Origin of the sequence: Nocardia transvalensis NBRC 15921 (assembly GCF_000308875.1) — a bacterium.
Classification (GTDB): domain Bacteria; phylum Actinomycetota; class Actinomycetes; order Mycobacteriales; family Mycobacteriaceae; genus Nocardia; species Nocardia transvalensis.
Genome location: NZ_BAGL01000052.1, coordinates 86,863 through 104,820 on the forward strand (window position 1 = coordinate 86,863; position 17,958 = coordinate 104,820).

Below are 17,958 nucleotides of genomic sequence, written 5' to 3' on the forward strand. Positions count from 1 at the left end.
AGAGCGATAACTGGGGATAAACCAGCCGGACATTGCATCGCGTGCGTTCATGCACTAACTGCCCGGCCGCCCAAGCGATTTCGATCGGCTGGTCGGTAACTGCTCTCGGTCCGGATCGGAGGGAATGCGGCACACCCTCGGGGAGGTAGAACCGGTTTCAGTATTGTCGTTGCATGGCCTTCACGATCGACGACAGTGTGGATATCGACGCGCCCGCCGAGGTGGTGTGGAAAGTGCTCACCGACTTCCCCGCGTACGGCGAGTGGAATCCGTTCGTCGGCGAGTGCCGGACCACCCTCGAGCCGGGCGACGCGATCGATATGCGGGTGCGGCTGGTGGGCCCGCGGCCGATGGCGCAGCGGGAGTGGGTCCGCTCGCACACGCCGGGCACCGAATTCAGTTACGCGATGAAGCCGATACCGCTCGGCGCGCTGCACAGCCTGCGCTCGCACACGCTGACGCCGCTCGAGGGCGGGCGCTGCCGCTACACCTCGCACTTCGAGATCGCCGGATGGCTGCAGCCGCTGGTGACCGGGCTGCTGGGCGCGGCGCTGCGGCGCGGGTTCGGCGGGATGACCGCCGCGGTCAAGCGGCGGGCCGAGCAGGGCTAGGCGCTACGCCTCGAAGGGGATGGTGTTGCCGGCCGCGTCCCGTTCGCCGCGGCCGGCCTCGATCGCTTCGGCGAGTTCGCTGACCGACGACCAAGTGCGCACCGGCTCGTCCTCGAGATTGCCGACGGCGTACCAGGTATCGGTGTCGCGGTAGCGGACCTGCCCCCGGCCCGCGTCGTCCAGGCGCACATCGAGTTCCCCGGACACCGTCCCTTCCTCCTGGGTCATGACGGCGGCCTTACCGGGGATCTCGATGATGTCGCTTATTTGAACTCTCCTCGCTTCACACAGTCGTCGACCGCGGTGCGCAGCGCCGACTGTTCGTCGGGATCGATCGTCAGACCGTATTTTACTTTCACGGTGACGTAGTGAGCGACATAGGCGCACCGATAGGCGCCGGGCGGCAGGTAGTCGGAGGGGTCCTGATCACCCTTGGACCGGTTGGCCGACGGGTCGGCGGCCACCAGATTCTGCGCGTCGTTGGCGATATTGCGGCGCGTGTTCTCGTCCTTGTCGGCGGCGCCCGAACGCCACGCCTCGGCCAGCGCGACGATGTGGTCGGCGTCCATACCGGAAGGGTCGGAGGTGAACTTGTAGTCCTTGAGCTTGCCGGTCTTCTTGTCGAGGATGCCGTACTGATCGCGCCAGCCGCCGTCCTTGCCGACGGTGAACTTGCACGTCTTCGCGTCGAGTTTCACCGAGCCCGTGGCGTCGCGCAGCAGCATGACGTCGCGCGTCTCGCATTTGGCGTAGGCGGTGTAGTCGGCGCCGAATCCGTGTTCGGGCGTATTGGTGTCCCAGTGCGGGAACTTCTCGCGGGAATAGCCCGACATCGAAGCCTCCGGCGCGACAACGAGCTTCGCGAGCAGGTCGGGAATCTCCTTGCCCGCCACCACGGTCGACCCGGCCGGGGCGGGTTTGTTCTTGTCGTTCTTGTTGCCCATCTCGTCGATGAGCACGTAACCCACCGCGAGAACGATCGCGACCAGAACCGGCGCGACCAGAGTGATGATCCGGCGCATACCGGACTGCCGGGAGCCTCGCTTCACCACGACTCCCCCGCTCGTTCCACGACGCCGTCGTCCTTGTTACCGTTCACCACGCACCGTCCCGAATACTGCTGCACTGCCGGGTAAATCATGCGCTATCTCCCTGATTCGCGCAGCATCCTCCGGTACGGCAGGCGCCGCGCGACCGCGCAGCAACCGCGCGCGCCGCCCAGACCGCAAGCAGCAGGAGATACACAACACCCAAGGGCAGGATCACTTTTCGGCCGCGGCGGGACGGCTCTTCGCAGGCATTTCTCATCTCGGGAAAACACAGTGTCAACGGTTCGGGCAAACAGCAAGCCCGACACAGGGTTCAGTAACGTGAGTCACATGTCCCGAACAATCGCCACCGCGGTGGCCACCACCGCCCTCGCGTGCGCGCTGGCCGCGTGCGGATCCTCGACCGGCCCGAGCGCGGGCTCCGACGAGTCGAAAGCCCCAGCGGCAACGCGGAGTCCGAGCGCCGCGGCCGAGCAGGCGACGCACTCCTCGACCGTCTCGCCGGCGCGCTGCGGCGTGGACCTGGGCGCACCGGCGGTTCGGCAGGCGGCGTCGGCACTTCCGCCCGAGGCCTCGACCCACGCCGCCTGGAATACCGATCCCGCGACGTTCGAGGGCAATTTCGATCCGTGCGCGACGCTGTCCACCGCGATCGTCAGCATCGCAGGGGCGACGGGCAGTTCGCCGCAGCACGCGCTGATGTTCCACCGGGGTGAGTACCTCGGCACCGCCACCGCCGACGCGCGCGGGTTCACCACCCTCGCCGCGGCGGCGACCACCGACGACACCGTGGTCCTCGACTACAAGACCCCCGGCAGCTGCAATGCCTGCCCGGACGCCACCCACACCCAGGTCGGATTCCACTGGGACGGTACGCGTGTCGTGATGGAGGGGAACCCTCCGAAGTAAGGGGGGACGACGCGCGCCGGGCGTGAATTTTAGTGTACATCTGTGCACTACTGGCTGGATATTTGTGCGATATCCACAGAGCCGTCGCACCGGCTTGCACGGCAGCCCTCCCCATGTGAGTGTACGGTCGTACACAGGGAGGTGAGGTCCGCCGTGGATCTGTTGAAGTGGAGCACACGGCCCGCGGCGGGGGTCAGCGCGCGGACGCCGCGGGTGAACATCGTGCGCGGGCTCGTCGCGCGGGCGACCACGCCGCTGCTGCCGGACGACTATCTGCGCCTGGTCAATCCGCTGTGGACCGCGCGGGAACTGCGCGGCAAGGTCGTCGACGTCGTCAAGGAGACCGCGGATTCGGCCACGGTGCGCATCCGGCCGGGGTGGGGCTTTCCGGCGTCCTACGAACCCGGGCAGTACATCGGCATCGGATTGCAGATCGCGGGCCGCTGGCATTGGCGCTCGTATTCGCTGACCTCGATCGGCTCGGCCGCGGACAAGACGATCACCATCACCGTGAAGGCGAATCCCGACGGTTTCCTGTCGACCCACCTGGTCGACGGCGTCGGCCCGAACACCATCATCCGGCTGGCGGCGCCCAAGGGCGATTTCCATCTGCCGGAACCGGTTCCGGGCAAGATCCTGTTCGTCACCGCCGGCAGCGGCATCACGCCGGTGATCGCGATGCTGCGGGCGCTCGAGGCGCGCGGGCAGACGCCCGACATCTGCCATGTGCATGCCGCGCCGACCCGCGACGACGTGATCTTCCTGGAGGAGATGGAGACCCGCGCCGCCGCCTCGCCCGATTACGATCTGACGCTCCAGCTGACCCGGGAGAACGGGAATTTCGACGTCGCGCGCCTCGAGGAATGGGTGCCCGACTGGCGCGAGCGCGAATGCTGGGCGTGCGGTCCGCCGGCGCTGCTGGACGCGATGGAATCGCACTTCGAGGCCGGTGGGCTGCGGCAGCGCCTGCATGTCGAGCGGTTCACCATCGCGCGCACCGACTACGGCGGCGAGGGCGGGACCGTGCGATTCGCCGCCTCCGGTAAGGAGGCGGAGATCGACGGCGCGACAACGCTTCTGGAAGCGGGCGAGAAGCTGGGCGTGCAGATGCCCTTCGGCTGCCGGATGGGGATCTGCCAGACCTGCGTCGTCCCCCTCGCGGGCGGCTATGTGCGCGATCTGCGCACCGGCCAGGAGCGGCGCGAGGGAGAACGCATCCAGACGTGCATCAGCAGCGTGTCCGGCGAGTGCACGCTCGATTTGTAGGAGGTCCCATGGCCATTACCGATATCGACGCCTACGCGCATCTGACCGCCGCGGACGTGGAGGCGCTGGGCGCCGAACTGGACGCCATCCGCCGCGATATCGAGGAGTCGCGCGGTGAGCGCGACGCCAAGTACGTGCGGCGCACGATCGCGCTGCAGCGCGCGCTGGCCGCCGGCGGCCGCGCGACCCTGATGTTCAGCAATCGCCGACCGGCGTGGCTGGCCGGGACGGTGATGCTGTCACTGGCGAAGATCATCGAGAATATGGAGCTCGGGCACAATGTGATGCACGGGCAATGGGATTGGATGAACGATCCCGAGATCCACTCCTCCTCGTGGGAATGGGATACCACCTGCCCGAGCGTGCAGTGGAAACATTCGCACAACTTCGTCCACCACAAGTACACCAATGTCGTCGGCATGGACGACGATGTCGGGTACGGCATCCTGCGCGTCACCCGCGACCAGAAGTGGGAATGGTGGAATGTCGGCAATCCGCTGTACAACCTGGTGCTGGCGACCTTCTTCGAGTGGGGCGTCGCCCTGCACCACCTCGAGGCCGAGAAACTCCGCACGAAGAAGAAGACCTATCGGCAGGCGCTCAAGGACCTGCGCATCATCGGGACGAAGGTCGGCAAGCAGGCGGCGAAGGACTACCTGATCTTCCCGGCCCTGGCCGGGCGGAATTGGAAGACGACCCTGACCGCCGACGCGACCGCCAATTTCGTGCGTAATTACTGGGCGTATCTGGTGATCTTCTGCGGCCATTTCCCCGACGGCGCGGAGAAGTTCACCACGGCGGAACTGGAGTCCGAGGACCGGCCGCGCTGGTATCTGCGGCAGATGCTGGGATCGGCCAACTTCCGGGCCGGGCCGCTGATGCGTTTCGCCAGCGGCAATCTCAGCCACCAGATCGAGCACCACCTGTTCCCGGACCTGCCGAGCAACCGCTACGAGGAGATCGCCGTGCGGGTGCGGGAGGTGTGCGACAAGTACGACCTGCCGTACACAACCGGATCGATCGGCCACCAGTATTTGCAGACGTTCCGGACGATCGCGAAGCTGGCCCTGCCGAACGCGCTGCTCGCGTCGACCTCCGACGATGCGCCGGAGACGGCGTCGGAGTTGCGGTTCGCGATCCGCGAGGGCATGCAGGATCACTTCGGCGTCGACCCCGAGACCGGCAGGCGCCGGGGGCTGCGCACCGCGCTGCGCGAGCTGAAGCACGCGCCGGTGCGGTCGGCGAGCTGAGGACGATCACCACGTAGCCGAGTCTCGGATTCCGGGAGAACTTCCGCCGAAACGCTCCCGCCCGAGACTTGAATGATTCATACTTCGGAACGTGTCCAGCACGTCGGACTTCGAGCGCATGCTACGCGGGGCCACCCTCCGGGTGACCGCACCGCGGGTGGCTGTGCTGGGCGCGGTACACGACAACCCGCACTCCGATACCGACACGATCCTCGGTCTGGTGCGCGCATCCCTCGGCACGGTCTCCCATCAGGCCGTCTACGACGTGCTGCGGGCACTGACCGACGCGGGACTGATCCGTCGCATCCAGCCGATGGGTTCCGTGGCGCGCTACGAGACGCGGGTCGGCGACAACCACGTCGTGTGCCGGTCCTGCGGCGCCATCGCCGACGTCGACTGCGCCGTCGGTGACGCGCCCTGCCTCACCGCGTCGAACGACAACGGCTTCTCCCTCGACGAGGCCGAGGTCATCTATTGGGGCGTGTGCCCCGACTGTTCGACGACCCCAACACGATCACAGCCGTGATCACAGCCCGAACGACAGCCCCCGAAAGGAAAACCCGTGCCCGAGGAAACTCCGCCCATCGGCGAGGCCAACACGGAACCTGCCGAAAACGGTTGCCCCGTTCTGTCCGGTCGCCTCAAGGAACCGGTCGAGGGTGGCAGCAACCGTGACTGGTGGCCCAACCAGCTCAACCTGAAGATCCTGCAGAAGAACCCCGCCGTGGCCAACCCCATGGCCGAGGACTTCGACTACGCCGCGGAGGTCCGAAACCTCGACGTGGCCGCGGTGCACCGCGACATCGTCGAGATCATGACGACCTCGCAGGACTGGTGGCCCGCGGATTACGGCCACTACGGCCCGCTGTTCATCCGCATGTCCTGGCACGCCGCGGGCACCTACCGCGTCAAGGACGGCCGCGGTGGCGCCGGCGCCGGCATGCAGCGCTTCGCGCCGCTCAACAGCTGGCCCGACAACGCCAGCCTGGACAAGGCCCGCCGCCTGCTGTGGCCGGTCAAGAAGAAGTACGGCAAGCAGCTGTCCTGGGCCGACCTTCTGGTCTTCGCCGGCAACGTGGCGCTGGAGTCGATGGGCTTCAAGACCTACGGCTTCGCCTTCGGCCGCGTCGACCAGTGGGAGCCCGAGGAGGACGTCTACTGGGGCCCCGAGCACGTGTGGCTCGACGACGAGCGCTACACCGGCGAGCGCGATCTGGAGAACCCGCTCGCGGCGGTCCAGATGGGCCTGATCTACGTGAATCCCGAAGGCCCCAACGGCAATCCGGATCCGCTGGCCGCGGCCATCGACATCCGCGAGACGTTCGGCCGGATGGCCATGAACGACGTCGAGACCGCCGCGCTGATCGTCGGCGGCCACACCTTCGGCAAGACCCACGGCAACGGCGACGCCGACCTGGTCGGCCCCGAGCCCGAGGCCGCCCCGCTCGAGGAGCAGGGCCTGGGCTGGCGCAGCGCCAACGGCACCGGTGTCGGCGGCGACGCCATCACCAGCGGCCTCGAGGGCACCTGGACCCCCACCCCGACCAAGTGGGACAACAGCTTCCTGGAAACCCTCTACGGCTACGAGTGGGAGAAGACCAAGAGCCCCGCGGGCGCCTGGCAGTACATCCCCAAGGACGGCGCGGGCGCGGGAACGGTTGCCGATGCCCACGATCCGGCCAAGAGCCACCCGCCGGTCATGCTGACCACCGACCTGTCGATGCGGGTCGACCCGATCTACGAGCAGATCACCCGCCGCTGGCTGGACCACCCGGACGAGCTGGCCGAGGAATTCGCCAAGGCCTGGTACAAGCTCATCCACCGCGATATGGGCCCGAAGGTGCTCTACCTCGGCCCGCTCGTGCCGGAGCAGACGCTGCTGTGGCAGGACCCGATCCCGGAGACCACCCACGATGTCGTCGGGGCGGAGGACATCGCCGAGCTGAAGCGCCAGATCCTGGCGTCCGGGCTGACCGTGCCGCAGCTGGTGTCGACGGCGTGGGCGTCCGCGTCCTCGTTCCGCGGCAGCGACAAGCGCGGCGGCGCGAACGGCGGCCGCATCCGGCTGCAGCCCCAGATCGGCTGGGAGGTCAACGAACCCGACGAGCTGGCGAAGGTGCTGCGGACGCTCGAGGGCATCCAGGAGTCGTTCAACTCCGCGCAGACCGGCAACACCCGGGTGTCGTTCGCCGACCTCGTGGTGCTGGGCGGCGTGGCGGCGGTCGAGCAGGCCGCCAAGACCGCGGGGCACGACATCCAGGTGCCGTTCACCCCCGGCCGCACCGACGCCACCCAGGAGCTGACGGACGTGGAGTCCTTCTCCCTCCTGGAGCCGAGCGCCGACGGATTCCGCAACTACCTCGGCAAGGGCAACCGGCTCCCCGCCGAGTACCTGCTGATCGACCGGGCGAACCTGCTGACGCTGAGCGCTCCGGAGCTGACCGTGCTGGTCGGCGGCCTGCGGGTGCTGGGCGCCAATTACAAGCAGTCGCAGCTGGGCGTGTTCACCGCCAACCCGGGGTCGCTGACCAACGACTTCTTCGTGAACCTGCTCGATATGGGCACCAAGTGGGAGCCGTCGCCGGCCGACGACGGCACCTACGTCGGCACCGATCGCGCCACCGGCGCGACCAAGTGGACCGGCAGCCGCGCCGACCTGGTCTTCGGGTCGAATTCGCAGCTGCGGGCGCTCGCGGAGGTCTACGCGACCGACGACGCGAAGCAGAAGTTCGTCGAGGACTTCGTCGCCGCCTGGGACAAGGTGATGAACCTGGACCGGTTCGACGTGCGCTGACCCCGTCGTTCCACCCGACGCCCCGCGAGTTCGGCTCGCGGGGCGTCGCGCGTGTGGGGCCGAAACCTGTTCCGCCGCAAGGTGGAATCGCGCGGGTGGCGCGGCGTCAGCGGTCTACGGAGCGGATGGCGTCGGTGACGGCGGCGAGGGCCATCAGGCGGACGACGTCGACGTGGGTATCGACCTCGCCGGTGGCGGCGGCGATGAATCCGTCGCCGTCGAATCGGGTGTGCGGCGGGGTGAGGGCGCGGGAGAGGCCGTCGTGGGCGCCCTGCGCGACGATGTGGCACGACGGCTTGTCGAGCCGGGCATTGGTCACGACCGCGCCGATGGTGGTGTGCGTGCGGCCCTCGGCGAATTCGAACGGCTGATTCAGAATCGCCACGGCGTCCAGGGGGACCTCGGTGTCGCCGTGGTCGATATCGCCGAAGGCGTTGACGACGCACAGTGCGCCCACGACGAGATCGCCCAGCCGCCGCTGCGCGAACGCCAATCCGCCGGGGCGGCGGCCCTCCCCGCGCCAGTGCGAGGTGTACGCGCCGGTTCCCGCCCCGATGCGCCCGGCAAGCACCTGTTCGCCCGAGACCGCTTGCGCGGCGGCATATCCCGAGTCGGCGGTGGGTCGTGCGGTGGCGTCACCGGCGGCCAGGTCGAACAGGGCGAGGGTCGGGGCGATCGGGACGCGGCCGGCGGGCGTCGGCACGCCGCGCCCCTGTTCCTCCAGGTAGCGCATGACGCCGTCGGCCGCGGCGAGGCCGAACGCGGAACCGCCGGTCAGCACGATGGCGTCCACGCTGACGACGGACTTGTCCGGGGACAGGGCATCCAGCTCGCGGGAGGCGGGAGCGCCGCCGCGGACCTCGCACGAGGCGACCGACCCCTCCGGCAGCTCCAGCACCGTACAGCCGGTCTGCCCGGCCGTATCGGTCCAATGTCCCACGCGCACACCGGAAATCCCGAACTCCACACCAACCTCGCTCTCGCCGGACGCACTCCGCCCCTCGATCATCTCACCAACCTCCGGACGCGCCCGCCGCGGCTCGCACATGATCGACGGTGTTCTGCCAGCGGCGAACTCAGCGGGCACCGAAGACGATTGCCCGAGCGGTGTCCACCAATTTGACCAGGTCGTCGGCGGCTCCGTCGTCCAGGACGGCGAAGGCCGGGGCGATGAGGGCGTCGGTGGTGGACTCGGCGGCCTCCCAGGCGTGCCGCTGGGCGTCGGTGATCTCCTCGAACGGCTCCGGCCAGCCGAAACTGCGCGCCTGGTCGGGGCCGCTCTTGAGCGGCGAACCGCCGATGAGGACGGCCTGCCGCGGCGTCAGGCCGTGGGCGCGGATCGCCATCAGGTGCAGCCCGCCACGCAGTTCCCGCAGCACGTGGATGAGTTGCAGGACGCGGGCGGGCGCGTCGTCGGCCAGCGGCAGCGCCCGCCAGCCCGCGAACAGCGGCGCGCCCGCCACATCCGCGGCCTCGGCGACGGCCCGCAACAGCTCGGCGAGGCGTTCCGCGCCGTCGAAATCGCCCAGCTTGCGCCGGCCGAAGTCCTGGCAGGCCGCGAGGTAGCCCGCCGCGGCGTCGGCGGCGGGCAACCGCACCGATTCCCAGGCCGCGCGGACCGTGCCGGGCTCGAAGAATCCGAACGCGGCCACCACGACGGCGGCGTCGACATCGCCCAGGACCCCGCCGCGACCACGGGTGTACGGGCCGAGGAATCCGTCGACGCCCGTCGACTTCCCGAAGGTCTTCGTCTCGCGGGAGAACATGAATCCCCCGCCGACCTGCTGAATCTGCTCCTTGACCGCGGCAGCGACCGACACGGGCGAACCCCTCTCTCCGAGAACCGAACTCGAACCGGACCCTATCTCACTATCGTCCGCTAAGGCCAGGACTCGGCGGCGGCACAGAAACAATGGGCTTGCACACCGACGCTCCCGATCGGATGATGACCTCGATATTCCGACACCGGGTTACGGTATCGGCACACAGCCGATGACCCGCGCCAGGATCGAATACTCGGGGCCGGGCCCGGGCACGACCAGTTCGAAGCGAGCGACGATGGACGACGACCTCGGCGCGACCGCACCCGACCCCGGTGCCGATCGTGCGACGGCAACGCAGACCGCGTTGACGAGCCTGGTCGCGCTCTTCGCCGGGCAGTGGCAGGCCGCGGGCGCGCCCCCCGACCTGTCCGCCCACCTCCCGGCCGAGCCCGCACTGCGCCGCACCGCCCTCATCGAACTGATCAAGGTCGATCTCCAGGAACGCTGGCAGCGCAGCGACGCCGCCCTGCGCCTGGCCGACTACCGCGCACAATTCCCCGAACTCGCCGCCGCGCCGCTGCCACCGGACCTCATCTACGAGGAGATCAGCGCCCGCAGCCGCCGCGACGACATCGACCTGAGCGAATACGAGCAGGACTACCCCAGCCAGATGGCCCGCATCACCGAGGGCTACGACGTCGACGGCCTGCGCACCACCATGCTCGCCGATCCCACCGCGCTCGACGCCCTCGACACCATCAACCCCGGCGCCACCATCGACGACTTCGACCTGCTGCTGCCCCTGGGCCAGGGCGCGTTCGCGCGCGTCTTCCTCGCCCGCCAGCGTTCCCTCGGCCGCCTCGTCGCGGTCAAGATCTCCCACGACCGCGGCAGCGAACCGCAGACCCTGGCCCAGCTCGACCACGACCACATCGTGCGCGTCTTCGATCAGCGCCAGATCACCGACCAGCACCTCAAACTCATGTACATGCAGTACATCCCGGGCGGCACGCTGCTGGGGGTGCTGCGCATCCTGCGGCGCACGCCGCTCGAACGCCGGTCCGGGCGGCTGCTGCTCGAGGCGATCGATGCCGCCTCCACCACCGGCGGCGTCCTGGAACCCCAGCCGTCGGCCACCCGCTCCGAACTCGAACGGCTGACCTGGCCGGAAACCGTTGCGTGGCTGGGCAGCCGGCTCGCCGCCGCCCTCGACTACGCCAACCATCGCGGCGTGCTGCATCGCGATATCAAACCCGCCAACGTCCTGCTCACCGCCGACGGGCACCCCAAACTGGCCGACTTCAACATCAGCTTCAGCCGCCACCTCCCCGGCGCGAACCCGGTCGCCTACTTCGGCGGATCGCTGCCCTACATGTCCCCCGAACAGCTCGCCGCCTGCCACCCCCAGCTCGAGGCGACCGCCGCCGACCTCGATACCCGCAGCGATCTGTACGCGCTCGCGGTCGTGCTGTGGGAACTGCTCACCGGGCGCATCCCCTTCGACGACGGCCACGCCGCCGGAGAATCCGAGCATTCCCTGAACGCCATGATCGAACGGCGGCGCGTGCCCGTCAGCGCCGAGGCCGAGGACGCCCTGCCGCCCGACTGCCCGGCGGTCCTGCGCCACGCGCTGCTCACCTGCCTGTCGCCCGATCCCGCCGACCGCTACGCCAGCGGCACCGAACTCGCCCATCAGCTGGAACTCAGCCAGGACCGCGCGGCCCGCGACCTCGTCGATCCGCCCGCCCACAGCTTGCGGGCCCGGCTCAAGATGCGGCCGATGCCGGTCGTCACGCTCTCCAGCCTGCTCGGGCAGCTGCTCGCCGGAGTGTTCCTGGCCGCCCACAATCTCCGGCTCATCCGGCACGAACTCGGCACCGACGCGGCCACCGAGCTCACCCGCCTCGGCTACCTCGTCATCGTCATCGCCTACCCACTGGCCATCGGGCTCCTGCTGTACTGGTGCCGGCTGGTGATCCTGGTTCCCGACGGGCTGCGCCGCGGCAGGCAGTTCGACGAGCGGACCCTCGCCAAGGCCCGCAACGACAGCCTCGCCTGCGGCGACCGCATCGCCGTCATGACATTCGCCGGCTGGATCGGCGCGATGGGCATCTTCCTCGCGAAGCTGTACTCCCTGGGGTCGATGCCCGCCGGGTTCACCGTGAACCTCATCGCGTCGAATCTCGTCGCCGCCGCGGTCGCCGTCGTCTACACCTACTTCCCGGTCACCTTCTTCATGCTGCGCTGGTACTACCCCGGCATGGTCGCCGCGGGCCGCACCACCGCCGCCGACGGCATCCGGCTGCACCGGCTGGTCCGCCGCAGCCGCGTGTATCTCGGTGTGGCCGCGTCGGTTCCGCTCGCCGGGGTGCCGGCCGGGCTCGTCTTCCTGACGCCGCCGCAGCAGCAGCTCGTGATCAGCAGCATCGTCGGCCTCTGTGTCGGCGGGCTTTTCGCGTTCGCGATCGCGTTGCGGGCCTTCTACGCGCTGGAATCCGATCTGCACGCGCTCGACCGCGTCGTGAACTCGCACTCGCACGGCTGACCACCGCACGGGTGTTCGATCAAGATCGGCTAGTCTTCCCCGGTGCTAGGACATTCACATGCGACCAGTGGAGCACTGGCCTGGGCGGGAGCCGCTGCGGTGCTTCCGCTTTCGGTGCTCACCTACCCCGTGCTCCAGAACGGCGATCTCGGAACCGTCGACCTGCTGATGGGTACCTTCCTCACCGCGGGCGCGGCCCTCCTCCCGGACGCCGACCATCCGAACGGGACGATTTCGCATGTGCTGGGGCCGATTTCGCATGTGGCCTGCAAGATCATCTCCACGGTGTCGGGCGGGCACCGCCACGCCACCCACTCACTCGCCTTCGTCGTCCTGGCCGCCCTGGGCACCTGGGCCGGCGAACACTGGATCGGCCGCTGGTTCACCCTCGGGCTGGTGTTCTTCCTGCTGGCGCTCGCCCTGCGGGCGCTGAACCTCTGCCCGCCCGGGGAGGGATTCCGGTCCTATTTCTCCGTCACGGTGCTCGCGGTCGCGGGCACCTTCGCCATGGATCACTGGCTCTCCGACAAACCCTCCTGGCTGCCGTTCTGCGTCGGACTGGGCGCCCTCGCCCATCTGCTCGGCGACTGCCTCACCGACCACGGCTGCCGCCTGCTGTGGCCGCTGAAGCTGCGCATCAGCGTGCCGATCATCGATCGCACCGGCAACAAGGTCGAAACCTGGGTGATCTCACCGCTTTTCGTGCTCGGCACCCTCGCCCTGCTGTGGTACATCGTCATCCACCAGCCCTAGGCGTACCTCCGCATTCGCTCCGGCCGTGCGCGGACTGGGGACGGCTACGCCGACCAGCAGGGCCACCGCGTCGCGGTCCGGGCCGTCCGGCGCGGCCTGGAACGCGACGACCCGCTGACCGTCCGGGGCGGTGAGAATCTCGGAGGTCAGCTCCATACGGCCGACGGCGGGATGCCGGAACGCCCGCCGCGATCCGCGCTTGGTGCGCACCTCGTAGTGCGCCCACAGTTCGTCGAACTCGGCACTGGCAGCGCACAATTCCGTGGTCAGCGCCGCCAGCCCCGGATCCGCCGGATCGCCGCCCTGCACCGTGCGCAGATGCGCCACGCAGTCCCGCGCCATGCCCTGCCAGTCCTCGAAGACCGTCCGCGCCGCGGGATCGGTGATCACGTACCGAATCAGATTGCGGCGCCCCGGTTCCCACGCCGTCATCCCGGACAGCAACCGCAGCCCTTCGGGATTGGCGGCGAGCAGATTACTCACCCGATCGAGGACGAACGCCGGTGTCGGGCGCACCGACTCCAGCAACAGCACCAGTCCAGCACGCGGCGCCGCGTGCACCGGCCGCGACACCTCGCGCCTATCCGCCACCGCCCGAGCCAGATCGATGAGGTGATCGCGCTCGTCCGCGGTCAGCCACAGCGCCGTGGCGAGCGCATCCAGCACGGCGAGGCTCGGAGTGGTATCGCGCCCTTGCTCCAGACGGATGTAGTAGTCGACGCTCACCCCAGCAAGTGGTAGCCGCTCTGCACTATCGATGGCCGGAACCTGGCGGACGATCCTCTAGCCAATGCAGACCGACATGATCCCGCGTCGCGAGTGCTGCCCCACATGTCACCTCGGGTCGCGGTGAGCGAGTATCACGCAATTGGCAGTTGCGCTGCGCAACTGAGGTCACACCCGGCAGACGCGGAAACTTCTCGGCAGTGAGGGCTCGCGGACACGGCATTCTGAAAGTGATCGATAGTATCCGAGACTGGGCATTGACTGGTAGTCCGACCGGAGGGAGGAGAATGGCTGCTCCGAAGCTGAGGACTGTGCTCATACGGGAGAGCCGCTGACGGACCCAAGATTATGACGTTGACGACCTTCTTGAGAGCGTCGGTTATTGGTTCCACTCGTCGATTGCTCAAGCGCATCCGCCACCTCGCCGATTCCAGGAGCGACCCTGAGATCACTTCCTGGGATCGGTAGCGACGGCCTTGTTGGCCAGCACCAGAAGTCTTCGACACCGCAATGCTTGGACATGATCACCGCCTAATACCCGGACACAATCGTCCAAGCTTGATTCGGCAAGTGAAATAGCCTTGCCATGCTGCCTGTTCAGCACGTACGCGAAAACGAGGTTCTCCGTGTTGTCGAGAACGTTCGGATGAGTCGCGTCCAAGCGGCGGATCCGGTGCGCAAGGTTTTTCTCGCGTTCGGCTACAGCCTCGGCGTAGCGATCCGCCAGGATATAGGCGTCGGCCAAGCGGTCGCGGTAATGCTGCGTGAGTGGGTATCCATCACCGAGTATTCGTTCTGCTTCGCAGAGATTCCGCTGGTAGAGCTCGATTGCTACGTCGACGCGATCCAATTGACAGTAGACGTAAGCGAGGTCATTCCGGGCTCCTAGTACGTCGACGTGCTCGGGTCCAAGAACGCTCACCGCCTCGTCAAGATTCGATTTTCCGAGTTCGAGCGCCTGGTCCAAGTGGCTTGCCGAGCTGTAGGCCATGACAAGATTGCGGCGGCAGGTGAGTGTGCTGGGATGGTCATTTCCGAAAATTCGCTCGGATACAGATAAGTTCTGCCGATGTAGATCCACTGCTTCGGATGCACCCCCGACCGAGACGCAAACGGTGGCAAAGTTGTTGCGGTAGAGGACTACGTCGGGATGCTCATGGCCAAGAACGCGGATCGACTCCCGCAGATTTTCTGCGTATAATGCGAACGCGTCAGACTCGCGGCCAGCAGCGTTATACGAATGAGCGAGGTTGTTCCGTGCTAATAAAACCTCGGGATGCTCGTTTCCATGGATTCGAATCCATGCCGCAACCAGCTCTTCGTGTATTGCAATCGCCTTCTCGGTGAGGCCGATGTCTTGATATGCGACGGCGAGATTATTTCGTGCAGAGAGAACTTGGGGATCATCGCTCGCAAGGTCGCGGATCCTCGATGATGCCTCGTATAGCGCGACCGCCTCAGCCGGTCGACCGATGCCGAGTTGCGCGTGGGCCGCGAAGCTCCGAGTGATGTCGGTGTCGGTATGATCCGGCCCCAGCAGTCGTTCGTGGTCTGCCAGCGCCGTAGCCGTGAGACGTGCTGTCCGCGCAGTATCGGCAGTGTCAAGCAATTGTCTGCAGACCCACCGACGGGCGGTGAGGGATCGCGTCCTCAGTTCGGCGCTCGCCAGGTCAGGAAGTCCAGTCGTCCAAATCGACTCGACCTGATCGGCGAGGTGGATTACAAGGTCACGGTAGCTCCATAGTTCGTCCGTTGTTGGCAAGTACGGTTCAATGATTCCGAGAGCATCCCCCACGAGTATGTCGATAGTTTCGGTCGATACGGCGGCGCGTTCTCGCACGACGCGTGCAGTAAGTCTATGCATCGTCACAACGTCGTCGCTGGCCGACCACAGCAGTAGTGATCCCTGCACACATCGTTCCAATGCCTCTTCGATGAGTAGCTCGGAATGTATTTCCGAGGTGTTGAGCAGTTCTCTCGGCACGCCCGACGGATCAAGCATCGATATGACGCCGAGTGTCCATCGCACTGCATTGTCCAGATCGATGTCCTCGCTGGCCGACTCGACCGTATCTATCGACAACAAGATCGCCTGATCGACTCGATAGGGATGGTCGTGCCCTTCTCGTCGTCGCAGTGCGCGCGGCAGAGGATGAATTCGCAACAGTTCCAAGTAGCGCGAGTATGACAGGTGGCGAGACTTGATAGTGGCAGCGGCCGCAGATAGCGCTAGAGGCAGGTCGCCCAGCTCTTCTGCCAGTAGATGAGCATCTTCCTGATCATCGATGTCGGTCGCCTTACACAAATACTGAACAGACTCTTGTCGGGTGAACCCGTTCGCAGCATCCACGGTCACGCCCAGAAGACAGAACGCGCGGTTCGTCGTGGTGACGACGACAGATAGCCCCTCCCCGAAGGGGATGAATGGCCGAAGATCATCCAGGTTCGAAGCGTTGTCGAGGACAAGCAGTCCCGTGCTTGAGTGTGTGGACAGATGGTCACGCAACCAACGAGCGGAAGCCGCGGCATCGGACCCGGCTTTTGAGATGCCTAGGCGCTCGGCTATTTCGGCGTAGTCGCTGATCAGTGAGTCGACTGTTTCGGCATTCACCCATGCCACCAATCCGGATCGCGACGCGACCAACTGCCGTGCGTACGCGGCTGCCAGCTGTGTTTTACCGGCGCCACGCATCCCAGTCACGATTGTAACGACCGTGGTGTCGTTCAGCGCCTCGCAGACCTCATGAAGTTGCGCACGAGCAACGTAGTGTTGGGGTTCATCCGGAATCTTTCCGAACACCGTCAATGTTGTTTGGACCGCCTGTCCGGTGGCACAGCGGAATGCGGCCAACCATTCAGCCAGCTGATCTCGCGGAACTTGGCAGATGAACAACAGCAGGCGTAACCGTTCCTCACTGATTCGACGTCCCTGGCGCATGTCTCCGACGACGGATTTATTCAAAGTGGTACGCCGTCCATCCCTCTCGGCATTGATCCGGCTCGCAATCTCTTCGACCTTTCGGTACGACAGGTTCGAGTGTGCCAAGGCCCGTCCGATCAGGTCCCCCAACTCGTCAAGATTCCGTACAAGTGTCAACTCATCGCGAGTGACTGCTGCGACCGATTGGGGTGCCACCAAATCCTCCATAGGTGCGGATGGTGCTGTCCGGTGAGTGTCCAGGCGTCCGAGACGCGATTCTAGATGTGTGCACCGACCTGCGTTCGGAGACTTTCGTTGTCCGAACCGTTTTGGACATCTGTGCAGCTGTGCACTCTGGTCGACAAGACCGCGCCGATAGCGCTGAAGACCGATGGAGGAAGACAACGATGTGGGTCGAGATCGGGAAGACAGTCCGCCATGCGATCAAGGACTGGGGCAGCACGTGGCGGATGGTCGTCTGTGTTGCATCGCTGACCGTGTCCGTGACCGTCGTTCTTTGGGCAACTGACGGCGCCCTGCTATAGCACGGCAGCCGCCGGTTCACGTGGAAACCAGACACAGTGTGTAACTGACATCTCACCCCGGCGAGCGGTGCTGACTCCGCACTCCCATGGCCCGGACCAGCCCGCACGATAAGCGGCATGAGCGCGCACTCAAGTTCGCGTGAGTCAGCAGACCGCGATGCGGGCGCCCGCGAGCTGTACGGCGGCGGCTCAGGTGTTTCCGGCCAGCACCGCATGGAGCACGGCCTCGGCGGCGTCGAAACAGTCGGGGAAGGCGCCCTCGCCGTTGGCCCAGCGACCGAACGCCTCCTCGGAAATGATCGAGGCCACTCGCGCGGTGAGGTGTGCCTCGGTGGGCTCGGCCCCGCGCTGTCGCAGGGCGTCCCGGAGCGCGGCGGTGACCGCTGCCGACTTGCTCCGCTCGCGTTCCAGCAGCTCCGTACTGGACTCGATGATCGCTCTGCGTCGCCCGGACTCGGCGGCCATTCCGCTGACCGCCACACCGACCTCGCGAAGGGCCGACAGCGCCGCCGGTAGTGGCGCAAGCTCGGGATCCGCGGCGAGGACCGCCTCGGACACGGCGGCCGGAAGCCGCTCGGAGCCGGCGAAAAGAATCTCCCGCTTGTCTGCGAAGTACCGGTGGAAGGTCCGCCGGGTCAGCCCGGCCCGCTCCGCGATGTGCGTCACCGTCACAGCGTCGTAGCCGTGCTCGTCGAACAGGTCCAACGCCGCCTGTCGCAAACGTTCCGGCGCTCCAGGGTCCCACCGTGCCATGCTCGCATCCTACCCATCGCGATGACTCACTGTGACATCGATGCTATCGTCGTGATGACACAATGAGACATCAC

Annotated in this window: 15 protein-coding genes; 8 read left to right on the forward strand and 7 right to left on the reverse strand. The window is 66.7% G+C overall.

What is annotated here, in order from left to right; genetic code table 11:
- Window positions 1-173: 173 nt before the first annotated feature.
- A complete protein-coding gene (locus ON41_RS15685; RefSeq protein WP_040748354.1) occupies window positions 174-611 on the forward strand; it encodes an SRPBCC domain-containing protein in 438 nt (145 codons plus the stop codon).
- Window positions 612-614: 3 nt separating this feature from the next.
- On the opposite strand, the gene ON41_RS15690 is transcribed toward ON41_RS15685, so the two are convergent.
- A complete protein-coding gene (locus ON41_RS15690) occupies window positions 615-839 on the reverse strand; it encodes a hypothetical protein (RefSeq protein WP_083905377.1) in 225 nt (74 codons plus the stop codon).
- A 35-nt stretch (window positions 840-874) separates the two neighbouring features.
- Window positions 875-1,660, reverse strand: coding sequence for an HNH endonuclease family protein (locus ON41_RS15695; RefSeq protein ID WP_246829536.1), 786 nt, complete (start codon window positions 1,658-1,660; stop codon window positions 875-877).
- Window positions 1,661-1,990: 330 nt separating this feature from the next.
- Between ON41_RS15695 and ON41_RS15700 the strand changes: the two genes are divergently transcribed.
- The 5 genes from ON41_RS15700 to katG all read left to right on the forward strand — a co-directional run bounded on the left by ON41_RS15700 (window position 1,991) and on the right by katG (window position 7,879).
- Window positions 1,991-2,569, forward strand: a complete 579-nt coding sequence (locus ON41_RS15700; protein WP_051161581.1) for an LppP/LprE family lipoprotein — start codon at window positions 1,991-1,993, stop codon at window positions 2,567-2,569.
- Between the two features lie 153 nt (window positions 2,570-2,722).
- A complete protein-coding gene (locus tag ON41_RS15705) occupies window positions 2,723-3,835 on the forward strand; it encodes a ferredoxin reductase (protein ID WP_040748356.1) in 1,113 nt (370 codons plus the stop codon).
- A gap of 8 nt (window positions 3,836-3,843) precedes the next feature.
- Entirely contained in the window at window positions 3,844-5,085 is a 1,242-nt protein-coding gene (locus ON41_RS15710) for a fatty acid desaturase family protein (protein ID WP_040748357.1), read from the forward strand.
- A 91-nt stretch (window positions 5,086-5,176) separates the two neighbouring features.
- Window positions 5,177-5,611 carry a Fur family transcriptional regulator gene (locus ON41_RS15715; protein ID WP_040748358.1) on the forward strand — a complete coding sequence of 145 codons (435 nt, stop codon included), beginning with the start codon at window positions 5,177-5,179 and terminating at the stop codon, window positions 5,609-5,611.
- A 36-nt stretch (window positions 5,612-5,647) separates the two neighbouring features.
- Window positions 5,648-7,879 (forward strand): catalase/peroxidase HPI, encoded by a 2,232-nt coding sequence (katG, locus tag ON41_RS15720; protein ID WP_040748359.1) that lies wholly within the window; start codon window positions 5,648-5,650, stop codon window positions 7,877-7,879.
- 106 nt (window positions 7,880-7,985) lie between these two features.
- Here the strand turns inward: katG and ON41_RS15725 are convergent, their stop codons facing one another.
- A complete protein-coding gene (locus ON41_RS15725; RefSeq protein ID WP_051161584.1) occupies window positions 7,986-8,888 on the reverse strand; it encodes a P1 family peptidase in 903 nt (300 codons plus the stop codon).
- A 67-nt stretch (window positions 8,889-8,955) separates the two neighbouring features.
- Window positions 8,956-9,699 (reverse strand): SCO6745 family protein, encoded by a 744-nt coding sequence (locus tag ON41_RS15730; RefSeq protein WP_040748360.1) that lies wholly within the window; start codon window positions 9,697-9,699, stop codon window positions 8,956-8,958.
- A gap of 238 nt (window positions 9,700-9,937) precedes the next feature.
- On the opposite strand from ON41_RS15730, the gene ON41_RS15735 reads away from it, so the two are divergent.
- Both ON41_RS15735 and ON41_RS15740 read left to right on the forward strand, forming a co-directional pair.
- Window positions 9,938-12,187 carry a serine/threonine-protein kinase gene (locus ON41_RS15735; protein WP_051161586.1) on the forward strand — a complete coding sequence of 750 codons (2,250 nt, stop codon included), beginning with the start codon at window positions 9,938-9,940 and terminating at the stop codon, window positions 12,185-12,187.
- Window positions 12,188-12,286: 99 nt separating this feature from the next.
- Window positions 12,287-12,940: a metal-dependent hydrolase gene (locus ON41_RS15740; protein WP_246829537.1), complete on the forward strand. Its 654-nt coding sequence runs from the start codon at window positions 12,287-12,289 to the stop codon at window positions 12,938-12,940.
- On the opposite strand, the gene ON41_RS15745 is transcribed toward ON41_RS15740, so the two are convergent.
- The 3 genes from ON41_RS15745 to ON41_RS15755 form a co-directional block, all read right to left on the reverse strand.
- Window positions 12,878-13,666, reverse strand: a complete 789-nt coding sequence (locus tag ON41_RS15745) for a helix-turn-helix transcriptional regulator (protein ID WP_246829538.1) — start codon at window positions 13,664-13,666, stop codon at window positions 12,878-12,880. The two genes, ON41_RS15740 and ON41_RS15745, sit on opposite strands and share 63 nt — an antisense overlap.
- 448 nt (window positions 13,667-14,114) lie before the next feature.
- Window positions 14,115-16,814 (reverse strand): tetratricopeptide repeat protein, encoded by a 2,700-nt coding sequence (locus ON41_RS40285; protein WP_083905379.1) that lies wholly within the window; start codon window positions 16,812-16,814, stop codon window positions 14,115-14,117.
- 506 nt (window positions 16,815-17,320) lie between these two features.
- The gene (locus tag ON41_RS15755; RefSeq protein WP_040748363.1) at window positions 17,321-17,884 is read right to left on the reverse strand and encodes a TetR/AcrR family transcriptional regulator; all 564 of its coding nucleotides are present in this window, start codon (window positions 17,882-17,884) and stop codon (window positions 17,321-17,323) included.
- Between the last annotated feature and the right edge of the window lie 74 nt (window positions 17,885-17,958).

What these genes read in the sequence shown, in the direction of transcription:
- ON41_RS15685 (WP_040748354.1), top strand. Translation starts at nt 174, where the DNA reads ATGGCCTTCACGATCGACGACAGTGTGGATATCGACGCGCCCGCCGAG.
- ON41_RS15690 (WP_083905377.1), bottom strand. Translation starts at nt 839, where the DNA reads ATGACCCAGGAGGAAGGGACGGTGTCCGGGGAACTCGATGTGCGCCTG.
- ON41_RS15710 (WP_040748357.1), top strand. Translation starts at nt 3,844, where the DNA reads ATGGCCATTACCGATATCGACGCCTACGCGCATCTGACCGCCGCGGAC.
- ON41_RS40285 (WP_083905379.1), bottom strand. Translation starts at nt 16,814, where the DNA reads ATGGAGGATTTGGTGGCACCCCAATCGGTCGCAGCAGTCACTCGCGAT.
- ON41_RS15735 (WP_051161586.1), top strand. Translation starts at nt 9,938, where the DNA reads ATGGACGACGACCTCGGCGCGACCGCACCCGACCCCGGTGCCGATCGT.
- ON41_RS15725 (WP_051161584.1), bottom strand. Translation starts at nt 8,888, where the DNA reads ATGATCGAGGGGCGGAGTGCGTCCGGCGAGAGCGAGGTTGGTGTGGAG.
- ON41_RS15700 (WP_051161581.1), top strand. Translation starts at nt 1,991, where the DNA reads ATGTCCCGAACAATCGCCACCGCGGTGGCCACCACCGCCCTCGCGTGC.
- ON41_RS15755 (WP_040748363.1), bottom strand. Translation starts at nt 17,884, where the DNA reads ATGGCACGGTGGGACCCTGGAGCGCCGGAACGTTTGCGACAGGCGGCG.